This is a genomic window from Chryseobacterium bernardetii (genome assembly GCF_003815975.1).
Taxonomy (GTDB): Bacteria; Bacteroidota; Bacteroidia; order Flavobacteriales; family Weeksellaceae; genus Chryseobacterium; species Chryseobacterium bernardetii.
The window spans coordinates 664,019-679,248 of sequence record NZ_CP033932.1 but is presented as its reverse complement, the minus strand read 5'-3'; the positions used below and the strand labels follow the sequence as shown (position 1 = coordinate 679,248).

Here is a 15,230-nt window from a genome sequence, read left to right as displayed (position 1 = left end):
ATGATTTTGCTTAAATCATGTTAAATTAATGTATTGGGTTTTTATTAGACTGTTTGTGTTCTGTTTATTTTCTAATAATTATCTTTTCAGAGAAAATCATTTCTTCTTTAATTTTCACCTGTATATGATAGGCTTCATCAGGAAAAGCGGATGTATTTATTTTTATTTTTTCTTCCTGGTATTTTTGCGTGAAAATTTTTCTCCCCGCCATATCTGTTATTATAATTTCAGTAGGGAAATCTATTGGCAGACGATCTACATAGATGAAATCCATTGCAGGGTTAGGATATAAGATAGGAGAGAGTTTGGGTTTAGTTACAGGAGGTTCTTCTGGTTTTTTGAATGGATCTGGGCTTAATTTTACAATCCATGCGTCATGATATAGATAGTTAGGATTTTCGTTGTCGCCACTTTGAGTTCCATGGTTCCCAGAAACGTCTCCATCGTTGGAATCAGAACTTCCGGTGATAAGATATCCGTTATCCGGAGTCTGTATCGCGGAGAATACTAAATCATTTCCTGTCCCGCCAAGCGATTTTTGCCACTGGAGATTTCCTAAGTCATCCGTTTTTATAATCAAATAATTTAAATCACTTTGATTTCCTATTATTTGCTGGTCTTTAGAATTTGAAGATACTGCAATGAAGTATCCATTATCAGAAGTTTGCTGGATTGAATTTGCAATTTCCAATTTACTTCCTCCAAAGAATTTCTGCCATTGTGTATCTCCAGTGCTGCTTAACTTTATGATCCAGATATCAGAATCCATAAAAGTTTTTCCGTAAATCCCTGCAGCAATATAGCCTCCGTCCTGAGTTTGTTGTATGGATTTGGCAACATCAGGATAAGGGCCTCCAAAGGTTTTTTGCCATTGTATATTTCCGTGTGCATCTAATTTTACGATCCACCAATCAAAGAATCCATAGGTTTCTGTAATATCTCCATCTGCAATATTTCCCGTGCTTCCTGCAATAATATAGCCGCCATCGGAAGTTTGCTGAATGGAGTTTGCTTCTTCAGTTGAGCTTCCGCCTAGACACTTTTGCCATTGTATATTGCCCGCAGGATCTAATTTTACGATCCAAAAATCATCAAATCCATGGTTTCCAGAGATATCTCCATCAACAGAATAAGTTGTTCCAGCAATAATATAGCCACCATCAGAGGTTTGCTGTACATCTGATGCAAACTCACTATTGCTTCCTCCTATAGACTTTTGCCATTGTATATTGCCGGCAGGATCTAGCTTTACGATCCAGCAATCAGATGTTCCTGATTTCCATTTATCGGGACGGAGCTGCCTACAAAAATATAACCACCGTCAGATGTTTGGCGAATGGAATTAGCCATTTCGTACAGGCTCCCACCAAACGTTTTTGCCATTGTATTCCACCTTGTGGATCAGCTTTTATCACCCATGCATTTCGTTTTCCGTTATTGTATGTAATGTCTCCATCTTTAGAGAAGGTAGAACCGGCAAAGATATACCCTCCGTCAGTAGTAGATTGGATTGATTTAAGTTGATCAGATTCACTGCCGCCATATGCCCTTTGCCATTGAATTGAAGGAGCTGTCTGAGCAGTCAGTAAGAGTGTGGTAAGGAATGAAAGAATAATGTAGAGTTTTCTCATAAATATTTGGTTTGATATTAGTTATTCAAATATAATTAATTTTATGTATTTGATAAATTATTATTTAATATTTTAATTTTACAATAAAAAAACTCACACTATGTAAGTGTGAGTTTATCATTTATATTAATTAATTATTTATTTGCTTTTTTTGAAGTAATTAACTCCGCATTCCAGGAACTTCTTGAAATCTTCCTTCGGCATATATCCGGAAACAGGAGTGTTGATCACTTTTCCGTCTGGAGTTATTAAAACATAATGAGGCTGAGAGTTGTTGTTGAAGTTCACCTGTTGGAATAAGCTCCATCTGTCCCCAATTGTTTTTACCTTTTTGATCTGTCCGTCTCCCAAATCAATCTTTGTTTTCTGATCTTCAGGAAGCTCTTCTTTGTCATCTACATACAGAGAAGCTAATACAACATCATTCTGAAGAATTGGTAAAATATCTGGTTCGCTCCATACAAACTCTTCCATTTTTCTACAGTTTTCACAACCATACCCCGTGAAGTCAATCAGAATAGGTTTGTTTTCCTTTTTAGCAATTTCTACAGCTTTAAAGAAGTCATGTTCCGGGTGCATTCCTAAGATGCCGTCTTTTTCATCATGGAAATAGCTTACATTCAAAGGAGGCAGAATTCCACTTAATAACTGAAGTTTTGGACGGTCAGACGGAATTAATCCCTGGATCAGATAGATCACAAAACCAATTCCCAATACACCTAATATTTTTCTTGTTATTGAAATTTTAGGTTTTTTATCATCGTGTGGAAATCTGATTAATCCGAATAAATATAACGCTAATCCTAAAGCTACAATGATCCAGATGGCGATGAATAGTTCTCTTTTTAAGAAGAAAGTCTTCGATACAAGATCTGCTTTTGATAAGAATTTTAAAGCCAAAGCCAATTCTACGAACCCTAATACTACTTTTACCGTATTCATCCATCCTCCGGATTTTGGAAGACTTTGTAATGCTTGCGGGAATAAAGCCAATAGTCCGAAAATGATAGCCCATGCTAAACCAAACCCGGCCAAAGCAAATGTCAGTAACATAGGAACATTAGATGAGCCTGTTACAGCACTTCCCAATAAACTCCCCAGGATAGGTCCTGTACAGGAGAAAGAAACAATTACCAGTGTTAATGCCATAAAGAAAATACCGATGATACCACCAGCTTCCTCCGCTTTTGAAGACTTATTGGCAATAGAGCTAGGTAACGTAATATCATAATACCCGAAGAAACTTCCGGCAAAGAAGATAAATATGATGAAGAAGGCAATATTCAGCCATACACTTGTAGAGATCTCATTGAAAATATTTCCTGCAATTCCATCAATAATGTGGAAAGGAATACTCAATAAAACGAAAATAAGAAGAATGAAAAAACCATAGATCAAAGCATCTCTTTTCCCTTTAGCCTTATCCTTGCTTCCTTTCGTAAAGAAAGAAACGGTTAAAGGAATCATCGGGAAAACGCATGGTGTTAATAAAGCGATTAGCCCTCCGATGAAACCTAAGAATAAATAAGTCCAATAATTCTCATCTACCTTTGTAGAGGCCGTTCCGCAGTCTGTTAATGGTTTTTTGAAGTCCAGGGTTTCAATCTTCAGCTGCTTAGGATCCAGTGTTGAGGTTTCAGCTACTGTAACTTCTGTTTTAGCAGGGTTTTCAGTAACTGTTTCAACAGTTTTTACAGAATCTTTTGTTGGTGCTACAGTTTCTGCTTCTTCAGCTACTCCTTTTGGAGTTACTTTTTGATTAAATTCTAAAGTATTCGGGGCAAGACAAACTCTGTCATCACAAGTTTGGTATGTAATTTCAGAAGTAACATCGGCCGGTTTTGCGGGATCCTTTAGCTTGAATTTCTGTTTGAAACCAGCTGTATTGGAATAAAAAACAATAGTTCCTCCGAAAGCTTCAGAGAATTCTTCATGTTTCTTACCTACTTCAGTAAATTTTCCGATCAGTTCAATATTTTTTCCTGAAACTTTATACTCAGTTGGAATGCCCGTATCCTCAGGAAGATCTTTGGAGTAAATGTGCCATCCTTTTTCCATGGTGGCATTTAAAACCGCTTCATACTGGTTGTTGCCCAGATCATTGATGGTAAATTTAAACTTTACGGGATTTTTAATCTGCGCATTAATTCCTGTTGCTAAAAAGAGTAGAATTAATAAAAACCAATTTCTAAATTTCATTTTTTCGTTTCATTAAAAATTTTGAGAATACGTTCTGTTTTCTCATTTTTTGCATATCTTCTATCCTGTCTGAAAGGAATAACTCCAAGTACAGAATTATTACTGTCAGCCAATATCCAAATTTTTTGCCTTGCTAAATTAGATAATTTTTCGTCCCTAAAAAATTTAGAAACTTTCTTTTTCCCTGAAAAACCAGTCGGGTAAAACTCATCACCATCCTGTTGTTTCCTTAAACGTAACGGGAACTGAACTTTTTCAGCATCAAAATCCCATTCCATATTTTTATTGATTCCATCAATGTCTTCAATAGAATTCTGAAGGTTGATGTTGATCTGGTTCTCTGAGAAATCAAAACGGTCGATCAGGAGAATTTCGTGTACGTTTTCAGTTTTTTTGTTTGTTTCTATAAAGATTAATTCATCTCTGTTAACAATCAACTGATATTCCTTTGAAAAAAAAGAACTGTTATTTTGTGCCTTAAAAATTTTAGGAATTTCTTCTTCCTGATTAAACCCGTATTTTTTTAAGATCTCAAATTTGACAAAATCGCTTTCCTGATCCAGTTTTTCCTTTGATAAGATTTTATGGTCTTGGTTAAATACCGACAGTTTATTTTCTATCTCCTGAATCTGTTTTTGAACAAAATCTTTGGTCTGATTGAGATAAGAGGAGCTCTTTTTGAAGTTTTCCAGAAAATGATCATTGGTTTCCTGTAATTTCGGAACAATTTCATTCCTGATTTTATTTCTCAGATAATCACTTTTTTTATTGGAGAGATCTTCGCGGAACTCAATATTGTTTTCTTCGGCAAATTGATAAATTTCCTGCTTAGAGAATGGTAAAAGTGGGCGGAGAATATGATTGTCATTGGCAGGGATACCACTCAGGCCATTAATTCCTGCTGCTTTGGAAAGGTTAATGATGAATGTTTCCAGCTGATCGTTCAGGTGATGGGCGGTAACCAGAAACTCCAGTTTTTCCTTTTCCTGAATTTCCTTAAAAAAAGCATACCTAAGTTCTCTTGCCCAAAGTTGAATAGAGTTTTCAGGTTTTTTATCCTTTTCCGATACTTCATACAGATGGAATCTGATATGATTTTTCTCACAAAATTCCTGTACCACTTTTTGGTCTCTATTCGAATCTTCTCCACGAAGTTTGTAATTGATATGAGCTACGTGAAATGAGTATCCTGAATTTTGGCTTTCTTCCCTCAAATCCCGGAATAAAGAGGCAAGAACCATAGAGTCGGCACCTCCGCTCACTGCCAAAAGATAGGTGTTGTTTTCTGGCTGGTGAATAAGATTTTCTAATTGTTTTCTGAAGCTTGATTTTTTCAACATAGGTGTTGAGAATTTCTTTTATACAAAGATAATCCATATAATTCAATTGAATTTCCCTAACTTTGAGTAGTCTAAAAAAGATTACTTATGAAGATTTTTAAAATTTTAGCGGTTTCTGCCATGGCGTTGGGGATGACCTCTTGTGTGAGCAAGAAGCAGTATGATGCCTTAAGCACAAACTATAAGCAGTGTATTGAAAATATCGGAGAAAGACAGAGAGAAATTCAGGATTTGAAATCTCAGAACTCTGCATTGACAGGTGAAAATAATTTGTTAAAAAGCCAGCATGATGCTTTAAAGTCATCATTGGATGCGTGTCTTTCCAATACAGGAAAAAGCTCTGCTAATATTGACAAGCTTGTGGGAGAAATTAATGCTTCCAATTCATATATCAAGCAGTTAATTTCCAGCAATGCTAAGAACGATAGTTTAAACCTTGCTTTGTCTAACAAGCTGAAGAGATCTTTAGATAATGTATCAGATGAAGATGTACAGGTAAAAGTACTGAAAGGAGTGGTAATGATCTCCCTTTCGGATAAAATGTTATACAAAACAGGAGATTACAATATCTTGCCTGCAGCTCAGGAAGTCCTAGGCAAAGTGGCGAAGGTAATCAATGATTACGATAAATATTCAGTATTGATCGAAGGAAATACAGATAATGCACCATTGAATTCTGCTAATCTGCCAAGAGATAACTGGGATCTTTCTGCATTAAGAGGTACCTCTGTTGCAAAAGTTCTTCAGACTCAGTTTGGAGTAGACCCTGCGAGAATTACTGCAGGAGGTCGTTCTGAATACAACCCGAAAGCTACTAATATGAGTGTTTCCGGAAGAGCAGAAAACAGAAGAACAGAAATCATCATTATGCCTAAGCTGGATGAGTTTATGAAGCTGATGGATATTGCTCCCAAGAAATAATTACTGAATAATACAATATAGGAGATCCCGATTTTCGGGATCTTTTTTTATGTAATGAATTGTGCTGTTGTATATGTAACTTTTCAATAAATTATTCAACTTATTGAAAATAAAGTTGATAGCCTTTGGGGTTGTGATCTGTCTTTGAGAAGGAAGGCTACCATCACTATCGTATTTACGCTTAAAAATAATAGTTATATGAAAACAATTATTCTATCGGTAAGTTTATTAGTTTTCTCTTTATCCGGAAAGGTTTTTGCACAAACTGATACTTCGGGAAGAGAAAAAATATATAAAGCTACCCATACAAAAAGCACGGAACTGAAGCATACCAAACTGAAAGTTAATTTTGACTATCAGAAGGAACAGATGAACGGAGAAGAGTGGCTTACAGCATCACCTTATTTTTATCCGTCAGATTCTTTGATATTGGATGCAAAAGGTATGTTAATTCATGAAGTGGCAATGGATAGAGAAGGGAAACATATTCCATTGAAGTATCACTACCACAACAATATCCTTAGCATCAACCTTGATAGAACATATAACCGAAATCAGGATTATACGGTTTATATCAAATATACTTCCCGACCTAATGTAGTAGAGCAGCAGGGAAGCCCGGCCAAGGGGCTTTATTTCATTAATGCAGATGGTAAAGATCCTGATAAGCCTACTCAGATCTGGACAGATGGTGAGTCTGAATTTTCATCAGTATGGTTTCCAACGATAGATAAACCTAATCAAAAAACTACCCAGGAAATTTATATGACCGTTCCTGATAAATATATTACCCTTTCTAATGGTATTTTAAAAGAGTCTCAAAAAGAACCCGGTAATATGAGAACGGATCATTGGATAATGGAGAAAAGGCATGCGGTGTATCTTTTCTTTATGGCAGTAGGGGAATATAGTGTTGTAAAAGATAAATGGAGGAATGTTCCGATAGAGTATTATATAGAAAAGGAATATGAGCCTTATGCCAGACAAATCTATGGGAATACCCCTGAAATGATGGAGTTTTTCTCTAAGAAATTAAATTATGATTATCCCTGGCCCAAATATTCACAGATTACCGGGAGAGATTATCCAAGTGTAGCCATGGAAAATACGACTGCTACTCTTCATAATATGGGAGTGTTACAGAAACCGGGACAATTAATTGATGAAAATAAGTGGGAAGAATATATTGCTCATGAACTGTTTCATCATTGGTTTGGGGACCTGGTAACTACAGAGAGCTGGAGTAACCTTACGCTGAATGAATCATTTGCAAATTATTCCCAATATCTCTGGAATGAGTATAAATATGGGAAAGACCAGGCAGATTATCATTTAATGTCCAATATCAATAAATATTTCAATAGCCCCTCAGATTTTAAGAAAGATCTTGTAAGATTTAGTTATAATTCTCCTGAAGATGTTTTTGATGTAGTATCCTATGAAAAAGGAGGCGGAATTCTTCATATGCTGAGGAACTATTTAGGGGATGATGCTTTTTTCGCGGGGATAAGTGATTTTCTAAAAACCTACGAGTATAAAAATGCAGAGGCTCAGCAATTAAGATTGTCATTTGAAAAAATATCCGGAAAAGATTTGAACTGGTTCTTTAATCAATGGTATTATGGAAATGGAAATCCTAAATTACAATATTCATATACTTTTGAACCTGTTAAAAAACAGGTGGAAGTGATAATTAACCAATCGCAGGAAAAACCTTTTGAATTTCCTTTGGCAATAGATGTGTATGCTGATGGTAATCCATTACGGTATAATGTATGGGTAAATGCCCAAGCAAAAAATAGGTTCAGTTTTAACGTCTCCGCAAAACCTGATTTGATTAATATTAATGCTGATGGAGTATTGCTTTCTGAAATTACAGATAAAAAAACGGCAGAACAAAATCTGATTCAATTTACTCATTCCAAAGAGTTTTTAAGCCGTTATAAAGCCTTGTTGGGTATTAAGGAGGATTTGAGCAATCCCGCATCTGTTAAATTGTTATCTGCTGCTTTAAAAGATCCTTTCTTTAGAATCAGGATTAAAGCCTTGGAATTATCTGATCTTACCGATGCAGAACAAAATAAATATCTGATTGCGGATGTTGAAAAAATAGCCGCTGAGGATTCAAAAACATTGGTGCAGGCAGCAGCCATTTCTGCTCTGGCTAAGACCAAAAATAAAAAATACATGCCACTATTCGAAAAAGGAATGAATGTGGTATCCAATGCAGTAAAAGCTAATTCATTTCTTGCTATCATGGCTACAGATCCTTCAAAAGCGAAAGCCCTGACTGATAAAATAGATCTCTCACAAGCCTCCAGGGATATGATCGTTAAAATGCTTCCCATTGTTGTGGAGAATAAAATAGATTCTCAAATGCAATATACGGTTTCCATTGTGGCTCTTTATCCATTGGTAAAACTGCGTAATCCGGTATTGGGACAATTTGCAGAAGAAGGATTCAACAGAATTATGGAGTCCGATGATCTTGCTGCAACCAAAGGAATTTACAACGTTTTAAATCAGGAAAAAGAAGAACTGATAAAAGATGCTGACATTAAAAAGGAAATTTATACTGCATTGGAAGCAGGATTGAATAAAAAGAATGAACTTTTGAAAAATAATCCTCAAAATCAGGAAAGTATTAGTAAACAGATTGAGTTACTGAAACAAATAGTAACAGAATATAAATAACTTTTGAATATTTTTAAAAACAAATCCCGAATTTCTTCGGGACTTATTTTTTTAATCAAATTAATTCTTCTTTTTTCAAAAGGGAAATAATTCGTCGTAAAAATTGATTGGATATTTCAGTCTTGTTTTTTTTTGCAGAAGACTGTGTACTTCCTTTGGGAAGTACTTTTTTTTGATTCTCATGGTTAGTTTGTGGTTGATCTTCTGCAATCATTTGTTTTCTAGTGTTTTTACCCCTTCGTTCTCTTTGCAAACTTATCATTAATACCACAAAAATAACATCCGTATTTTCACGGTATTTTAGATGGGATTTTCCCCGAGAGTTAGATTATTGAATTCCCTAAAATATTTTATTTTAAATTTAATTATCTGATTAATAAAATAATATGTATATTTAAATCTCCATATAAGGAAATAAAATATAGAGGTATCCGAAAATCTTAAAGAGTAGGAAATTATTACTAAACAAAATAATTATGAAAAATTCAAAAAAACTTTCAAGAGGAGAAATGAAAACTGTACAAGGTGCTGTTACAGTGTGTAACCCGCAGATATTTTGTACCAGCCTACAGACAAAGTGTTGCCCGGGATGGGTGTGTGCTGGTATAAGACAATATTGTATAGCCATATAATGACTTTTTGTATAAAAGTTTGATATACCAAGAAAAAGAGAGGAATTAATTTCTCTCTTTTTTGTATCTTGTTAGCAGGCAACAGCAGGTTTAGAAAAGTTTTAAAATCCTTAAATTTGTTTAAATTAAAATTGTATGAGTTTTTTTGAAGAAAAGAATCCTGAAATGGATCGATATTTAGAAGCACATGCTTCCTCAGAACCCGAAATTCTGAAAAAGCTGAGAAGAGAAACTTATCAGAAAACCACACAGCCTCATATGATTTCAGGATATCAGCAGGGAAGATTACTGACAATTATTTCCCAAATGCTGCAGCCTAAAAGCATTCTTGAAATTGGTACCTTTACCGGATACGCTACTTTATGTATGGCTTCAGGATTGGCAAAAGACGGTAGGATTATCACATTAGATGTGAATGAAGACCTGGCTTATCTGCCGAAAAAATATTTTGAATCCAGCGAATATGCTCATCAGATTGATTTTAAACTTCAGGATGCTAAAGAATTTTTAAAAGAAACAGATGAATTTTTTGATCTGATTTTTGTAGATGCTGATAAAGAAAATTATGCAGAATATTTCAGACTGTTAAAACCTCATACAAAGTCAGGATCTGTTGTGATGTTTGATAATGTTTTATGGTATGGGAAGGTGCTGGAAGAAAATCCAAAGCTTAAATCTACACAGTCTATTCAGGAGTTGAATGATTTAGCAGCAAAAGATGAAGATTTTGAAAATCTTATTTTACCTTTGCGGGATGGAGTCAACTTCCTTCGCAGGAAGTAATTAAATGAAAAGATTAAGAGATTTAGGAATTAAGCGATAATGTAATTTCTAAATCTCTTAATTTTCCTAATTTCTAAATGAATAAAATGAATAAAGGAGTTTGTATCGTAACAGTAGCACCGGTTCGCGCAGAAGGTTCAGACAGAGCAGAAATTGTTACGGAAATATTGTTTGGGGAAAGTGCAGATATTTTGGAAGTTAATAAGAACTGGACCAAAATAAAAATGCATTATGACGGATATGAAGGATGGATGGATACCAAGCAGCTAAAGCCTGTAACGGATGAAGAGCTGGCCAATAGAAAGGTAACAGTAGTAACAGAAGATTTTTCCTCTGTACTGATGAATGACGGTAAAACCTTATTATCGATGGGCTCTGAAGTGGAGTTCCCTGTAGTGGCCTCAAGGAGAAGCCATGATGTGAGAGAAAGTATTGCTCTTACCGCCAAAGAATTCCTTAACGTACCCTATCTATGGGGAGGGAAAAGCTTTTTTGCAGTTGACTGCTCCGGATTTACTCAGTTGGTGTATAAAATTCACGGAATTAAGATTCCAAGAGATGCTTCGCAGCAGGCAGAGGTAGGTGAGGATCTTACTTTTGTGGAAGAGACAAAACCAGGAGACCTGGCTTTCTTTGAAAATGCTGAGGGAAAAATTATTCATGTAGGAATTATGCTCGAAAACCAGAAAATTATTCATGCTTCAGGAAAAGTGAGAATTGATACACTGGATTCTACAGGAATTTTTAATGAGGAAATGAATAAACATACTCATAAATTAAGAGTTCTTAAAAGCGTTATTTAGGATATGAAGCTTTCCGGCATATTATTAATTGTGAATACTCTTTTACTGGCTGTGATCTGGGTTTTTACAGGGATCAAGTATGCTGGGTTACCCGAAGTTATTCCTACTCATTTTGATATTCACGGAAATGTAGACGGAGAGTCCGGGAAAACTGTAATCTGGCTTTTGCCATGCATTGCAGCCTTTATTCATCTCCTTTTTATCGGAATAAAAGATCCAAATTCACCGCTTTTGAATGTACCCCAAAGTTTCCGTAACGAAAGAACCCTGAAACTATACCTGTTTTCTCTGGAACTTCCCGTAATGATACTGTTTCTTGATATCATTGTTGAAAGTATCCGTATTGCGGAAGGAAAGCAGACAGAGCTTAGTGATGCTGTTTTCTTTATTTTAGGATTATTGTTTGCTGTAATTGGTACAGGACTTATAAAATCATTTCGGGATAGTAAAAGAAAATCAAACGACTAGATCTATCAAAATTGAATTTACTTTATAACATATTTATCAGTTTTCTCATTTTTGGAATGAAGGTTTTTTCATTATTTAATGACAAAACTAAAAAAGGCGTTGACGGAAGGAAGCAGTCCTTAGATAAGGTAAAATCTGCTTTTTCAAGAGCAGACAAGGTTATCTGGATGCATGCCGCCAGTTTAGGAGAATATGAACAAGGATTGCCTGTGCTGGAAAAACTTAAAGATCAGTTTCAGGATCATAAAATTCTGATAACTTTCTTTTCTCCGTCAGGATATGAAAATGTTATAAAAAAGAAAAATATTGCTGATGTAATCTGCTACCTTCCATTTGATAAAAAGCATATTGTGAAAGAATTTATATCGCAATTTGATGTTAAACTATTTTTTACGGTGAAGTATGATTACTGGTACAACCTGCTCGCAGAGCTTAAAGAGAGGAAGGCAAAAGTCTATGTAATTTCTGCCCTTTTCTATGAGAGACAGTCTTTTTTCACTTCTTATGGGAAATGGTTTGTAAAACAACTTAAGAAGAATATAGATTGGTTCTTTCATCAGACACAGTTCTCCCTTGCTTTAGCTAAAAGCGTAGGTTTGGTGAAATCTTCTGTAACAGGAGATACGAGATTTGACAGGGTAAAACAGCTTCGAAACCTTAATAATCATGTAGAGCATATTACAGATTTTATAGATGGTCATAAAGCCGTTGTTTTCGGCAGCTCATGGCAGGCGGAAGAGAAAATTGCAGAAATGGTTTCCCGTAAAAATAATACAGTCAAAATAATAATTGCACCTCATGACCTGAAGAGAGTGGAGCATTTGAAAAATATCTTTTCCGATGCTTTATTATATAGTGAGATCAAAGATTACCAATCTGTAAATTTAAATTCTCAAATCTTAATTATTGATAGCATCGGACTATTGTCTAAACTGTATTCTTATGCTGATGTAGCAGTTGTTGGTGGAGGATTTCATGATGCAGGACTTCATAATATTCTGGAAGCTGCCACATTTGGAGTTCCGGTTATCTTTGGAAATCATTATAAAAAGAATCCTGAAGCAGATGATCTTATCAGTAAGAATGGCGGAAAGTCATTTGCAGATGAATATACCGCCGCAGAATTTGTTTTATTCCTTGTTAATGGAGAAAATGAAGAAGAGCTTGCGGAAATGTCTGAAAATGCAGCCAATTTTGTTGATGAAAAGCCTGATTCTACAGAAATGATCCTTCAGAAAATTCTATCTTAAGAATCCCTGGCTTTTTATATCCTTCATGATTTGTTCAATGTTGTCAGGAATGTTGTCAGATTCAAACCAGTTAAAATCAAGACCGTTATTGATGCATAACTTTTGGAGATAACGATTCTCTAAAGTTTTTTGCTGTATTGTTCTTAAAAGATCATCAAATTCCATCCAGTAGTCTTCATCCAGCTTTTTAATCAGGATCAGAGATTTGAATAGCTTATTGATGATGTAAATGTAAAGTTTATAGACATTATCAAACCGCTGTCTGCTCAAATCCGTATTGTAATCTAAAATCTTATCAACCATTAGTAAATTCAGTGAAACTTCCCCGAATTTATCTGTTGTTATTTTGATGTGTTCCGTAATTTCCGCGCTGATTTTTCGGATAACGGTAAGGAAATATTTGGCATTGCCAATATATTTTGAGGCTAAAAGAACTTTCTCCTCTACATTTTGTTCCATTGCCTTTCTCTTATCATCAGTAGTTTCAGGGTCAATAAGTTCGAAATACAGTTTCTTTGATAATAATTTATCCTTTTTCAGAAGCCTGAAAATAAGTTTATCTTTCTCTGCACTGGAAAAAGCACTCAGTGCTGCCTTGAACTCTTTAGAATATTCCATTAATTGAAGATTTTTGAATATTTCATGAAACCGTTTACAGCCCAGTTTGCCGTATAATAGAGTGATTTTAAAGTGGAAAATCCCATAAAATCCTTATACACCAGATACTGATCCTTAATGATGTTTGTTTTCTTTCTGGAAACACTGTTCTCACGCATCCTGTATTTCGCCATTGTTTTGTTGATAGGCATTCCTTCAGGAATTACTTTCAGGAGGTTTAACCACATCACATGGTCTTCCCGTTTACTTTTTACCGGAAACAGGAATTTTCCGACTCTCTTGGTATCATACATTGTGGAAACCGGTGCCAGCCGGCAGGTCTTCAGGAGATTAGAAAAAGTAACAATTTTATCAGCAAGAAAATCTTTTAATATAGGCTGAAGCTGCTCATTGCATCTTGAATAATTACAATATACAAGTTCTGCATTATGCTCCTGCATATAATCTGTCATAGTCTCCAGGTATTCAGGATACCAGAAGTCATCAGAATCCAGAAAAGCAATATACCGGCCCTGGGCCCTTTCAAGGCTGTTGTTTCTTGCATTGCCTGCACCACCGTTTTTCTCCAGAACCAAAAGTTTGATTCTTGGATCATTGTATTTTCTGATTATCTCAACAGTATTGTCTTTAGAAAGATCATCAGTAATCAGCCACTCCCAGTTTTCATAGGTTTGGCTAAGGACAGACTGGATTGTTTCTTCTATGAAATCAGCTGAATTGTAGCAGGGGGTGATAATGGAGACCAGGTCTTTCATTCGTGTTGTAAAATATGGGTAAAATTATAAAAATCTTTTTTCATAAAGATGCCATGAAGCAATTCCTACTCCAATAACAACAAACATACATACTATACCCATGAGATATGGATTGTAGTTGGCAAAAAGCCCTAAGGTAGCAAATACCCTGATGATAGGGAAATGGAAGATATAAATTCCGTAAGTGAAATCCCCATATTTTCCAAAATTATTCAGGAATTTAAAGGAGTAGGCAATATACAGGACAATAATGCTGATCATGATAGGAGAGAATAGTTTGATATCAAAAATAAGATCAATCCAAACCGTAACGACAGCAATAATGAAAAGAATATTCTTATGTTGAATGAACTTGTCAAAATGAAAATATACAAGCATTCCACCGATAAAATAACATAATGACCCCGGAAGCTGTCTTGAAAGCGCAGCTTTTCCGGCCATCTCGAAATAATTCAGATAAACCAGGGAAAGGAAATAGAGAGCGATCAGGCTGCTGGTGCGGTATTTATTGTTTTTTCCAAACAGTAAAAACATCAGCGGAACGGCTATATAAAAACACATTTCGATCTTAAGCGTCCATAAAGCTCCGTTTACAGCCTGGTTTCCAAATACACCCGGAAGCCACGGCGCCTTAAAATTGAGGAATATTGAATTCCAGAACAGATATTTATAAACCTGTGTGTTGCTAAAATATTCAGAAATAGGTAAGGTACTTACGAGACTCAGGAGAGTGGCACAAAGAAATACAACAAGTAAATAGGCGGGAACAATCCTGTTAAACCTTTTTTTTGCGTAGCTTTTTAAACTGGATGACCTTTCATAGCTTCTTGCAATTAAGAAACCGCTTACAATAAAAAACGAGAAAACAGCAACTTCAACAGGGCTATGTGTTAAGAAAGAAAGCTTTTCAGAAGCACTTAAAGCACCCAAATGTCCCACAAAGACAATAAAAGCGAGGAGAACACGGATGAAGTCAAAATTGTTTTTCGTTATATCTTGCATTTTTTTTCTTTCCTGCAAAAATAACTTTTTTAATAAAACAGAGACGGCTTATCATGTTCAATATTTGTTAAATAAAGGCAATATGGCCTCTTACTGTTTTAAAATATGTATAAATAAAAGCTGATAAAATAATT

Annotated in this window: 15 protein-coding genes; 7 read left to right on the top strand and 8 right to left on the bottom strand. The window is 35.3% G+C overall.

The features are described from left to right. Positions 1 to 64: 64 nt before the first annotated feature. The 4 genes from EG339_RS03295 to tilS all read right to left on the bottom strand — a co-directional run bounded on the left by EG339_RS03295 (position 65) and on the right by tilS (position 5,170). A complete protein-coding gene (locus EG339_RS03295) occupies positions 65 to 769 on the bottom strand; it encodes a T9SS type A sorting domain-containing protein (protein WP_123868857.1) in 705 nt (234 codons plus the stop codon). 532 nt (positions 770 to 1,301) lie between these two features. Beyond that, a complete protein-coding gene (locus EG339_RS03290; RefSeq protein WP_123868856.1) occupies positions 1,302 to 1,631 on the bottom strand; it encodes a hypothetical protein in 330 nt (109 codons plus the stop codon). A 138-nt stretch (positions 1,632 to 1,769) separates the two neighbouring features. Next, positions 1,770 to 3,830, bottom strand: coding sequence for a protein-disulfide reductase DsbD family protein (locus tag EG339_RS03285; protein ID WP_123868855.1), 2,061 nt, complete (start codon positions 3,828 to 3,830; stop codon positions 1,770 to 1,772). Then, on the bottom strand, positions 3,827 to 5,170 hold the full coding sequence (tilS, locus tag EG339_RS03280; RefSeq protein ID WP_123868854.1) for a tRNA lysidine(34) synthetase TilS: 1,344 nt from the start codon (positions 5,168 to 5,170) through the stop codon (positions 3,827 to 3,829). Before tilS ends, EG339_RS03285 begins: the two co-directional genes overlap by 4 nt. 87 nt (positions 5,171 to 5,257) lie before the next feature. On the opposite strand from tilS, the gene EG339_RS03275 reads away from it, so the two are divergent. Next, positions 5,258 to 6,091: an OmpA family protein gene (locus tag EG339_RS03275; protein ID WP_066695497.1), complete on the top strand. Its 834-nt coding sequence runs from the start codon at positions 5,258 to 5,260 to the stop codon at positions 6,089 to 6,091. Positions 6,092 to 6,289: 198 nt separating this feature from the next. Further along, positions 6,290 to 8,785 carry a M1 family metallopeptidase gene (locus EG339_RS03270; protein WP_123868853.1) on the top strand — a complete coding sequence of 832 codons (2,496 nt, stop codon included), beginning with the start codon at positions 6,290 to 6,292 and terminating at the stop codon, positions 8,783 to 8,785. 55 nt (positions 8,786 to 8,840) lie between these two features. On the opposite strand, the gene EG339_RS24115 is transcribed toward EG339_RS03270, so the two are convergent. Beyond that, complete coding sequence (locus tag EG339_RS24115) at positions 8,841 to 8,999, bottom strand: hypothetical protein (RefSeq protein WP_164466404.1); 159 nt, start codon at positions 8,997 to 8,999, stop codon at positions 8,841 to 8,843. Between the two features lie 262 nt (positions 9,000 to 9,261). Here EG339_RS24115 and EG339_RS24835 point away from each other — a divergent pair, with 262 nt between their 5' ends. The 5 genes from EG339_RS24835 to EG339_RS03250 all read left to right on the top strand — a co-directional run bounded on the left by EG339_RS24835 (position 9,262) and on the right by EG339_RS03250 (position 12,721). Then, positions 9,262 to 9,417, top strand: a complete 156-nt coding sequence (locus tag EG339_RS24835) for a CCPGW family putative bacteriocin (protein WP_410671046.1) — start codon at positions 9,262 to 9,264, stop codon at positions 9,415 to 9,417. Between the two features lie 135 nt (positions 9,418 to 9,552). Continuing rightward, positions 9,553 to 10,200 (top strand): O-methyltransferase, encoded by a 648-nt coding sequence (locus EG339_RS03265; RefSeq protein ID WP_123868852.1) that lies wholly within the window; start codon positions 9,553 to 9,555, stop codon positions 10,198 to 10,200. 86 nt (positions 10,201 to 10,286) lie between these two features. Further along, positions 10,287 to 11,003 (top strand): C40 family peptidase, encoded by a 717-nt coding sequence (locus tag EG339_RS03260; RefSeq protein ID WP_123868851.1) that lies wholly within the window; start codon positions 10,287 to 10,289, stop codon positions 11,001 to 11,003. A gap of 3 nt (positions 11,004 to 11,006) precedes the next feature. Further along, positions 11,007 to 11,471, top strand: coding sequence for a DUF1648 domain-containing protein (locus EG339_RS03255; protein WP_123868850.1), 465 nt, complete (start codon positions 11,007 to 11,009; stop codon positions 11,469 to 11,471). A gap of 11 nt (positions 11,472 to 11,482) precedes the next feature. After that, entirely contained in the window at positions 11,483 to 12,721 is a 1,239-nt protein-coding gene (locus tag EG339_RS03250; protein WP_123868849.1) for a 3-deoxy-D-manno-octulosonic acid transferase, read from the top strand. Here the strand turns inward: EG339_RS03250 and EG339_RS03245 are convergent. The 3 genes from EG339_RS03245 to EG339_RS03235 are packed head-to-tail and all read right to left on the bottom strand — an operon-like array spanning position 12,713 to position 15,096. Next, positions 12,713 to 13,339, bottom strand: coding sequence for a deoxyuridine 5'-triphosphate nucleotidohydrolase (locus EG339_RS03245; protein WP_123868848.1), 627 nt, complete (start codon positions 13,337 to 13,339; stop codon positions 12,713 to 12,715). The genes EG339_RS03250 and EG339_RS03245 overlap by 9 nt on opposite strands. Further along, positions 13,339 to 14,094, bottom strand: a complete 756-nt coding sequence (locus EG339_RS03240; protein ID WP_123868847.1) for a glycosyltransferase family 2 protein — start codon at positions 14,092 to 14,094, stop codon at positions 13,339 to 13,341. Before EG339_RS03240 ends, EG339_RS03245 begins: the two co-directional genes overlap by 1 nt. A 24-nt stretch (positions 14,095 to 14,118) precedes the next feature. After that, a complete protein-coding gene (locus EG339_RS03235) occupies positions 14,119 to 15,096 on the bottom strand; it encodes an acyltransferase family protein (RefSeq protein WP_123868846.1) in 978 nt (325 codons plus the stop codon). Between the last annotated feature and the right edge of the window lie 134 nt (positions 15,097 to 15,230).

Excerpts from the sequence above, each read along its gene's own strand:
- EG339_RS03275 (WP_066695497.1), top strand. The coding sequence starts at position 5,258 with ATGAAGATTTTTAAAATTTTAGCGGTTTCTGCCATGGCGTTGGGGATG.
- EG339_RS03240 (WP_123868847.1), bottom strand. The coding sequence starts at position 14,094 with ATGAAAGACCTGGTCTCCATTATCACCCCCTGCTACAATTCAGCTGAT.
- EG339_RS24115 (WP_164466404.1), bottom strand. The coding sequence starts at position 8,999 with ATGATTGCAGAAGATCAACCACAAACTAACCATGAGAATCAAAAAAAA.
- EG339_RS03265 (WP_123868852.1), top strand. The coding sequence starts at position 9,553 with ATGAGTTTTTTTGAAGAAAAGAATCCTGAAATGGATCGATATTTAGAA.
- EG339_RS03245 (WP_123868848.1), bottom strand. The coding sequence starts at position 13,339 with ATGGAATATTCTAAAGAGTTCAAGGCAGCACTGAGTGCTTTTTCCAGT.
- tilS (WP_123868854.1), bottom strand. The coding sequence starts at position 5,170 with ATGTTGAAAAAATCAAGCTTCAGAAAACAATTAGAAAATCTTATTCAC.
- EG339_RS03255 (WP_123868850.1), top strand. The coding sequence starts at position 11,007 with ATGAAGCTTTCCGGCATATTATTAATTGTGAATACTCTTTTACTGGCT.
- EG339_RS03285 (WP_123868855.1), bottom strand. The coding sequence starts at position 3,830 with ATGAAATTTAGAAATTGGTTTTTATTAATTCTACTCTTTTTAGCAACA.
- EG339_RS03260 (WP_123868851.1), top strand. The coding sequence starts at position 10,287 with ATGAATAAAGGAGTTTGTATCGTAACAGTAGCACCGGTTCGCGCAGAA.
- EG339_RS24835 (WP_410671046.1), top strand. The coding sequence starts at position 9,262 with ATGAAAAATTCAAAAAAACTTTCAAGAGGAGAAATGAAAACTGTACAA.
- EG339_RS03235 (WP_123868846.1), bottom strand. The coding sequence starts at position 15,096 with ATGCAAGATATAACGAAAAACAATTTTGACTTCATCCGTGTTCTCCTC.
- EG339_RS03295 (WP_123868857.1), bottom strand. The coding sequence starts at position 769 with ATGGATTCTGATATCTGGATCATAAAGTTAAGCAGCACTGGAGATACA.
- EG339_RS03290 (WP_123868856.1), bottom strand. The coding sequence starts at position 1,631 with ATGAGAAAACTCTACATTATTCTTTCATTCCTTACCACACTCTTACTG.
- EG339_RS03270 (WP_123868853.1), top strand. The coding sequence starts at position 6,290 with ATGAAAACAATTATTCTATCGGTAAGTTTATTAGTTTTCTCTTTATCC.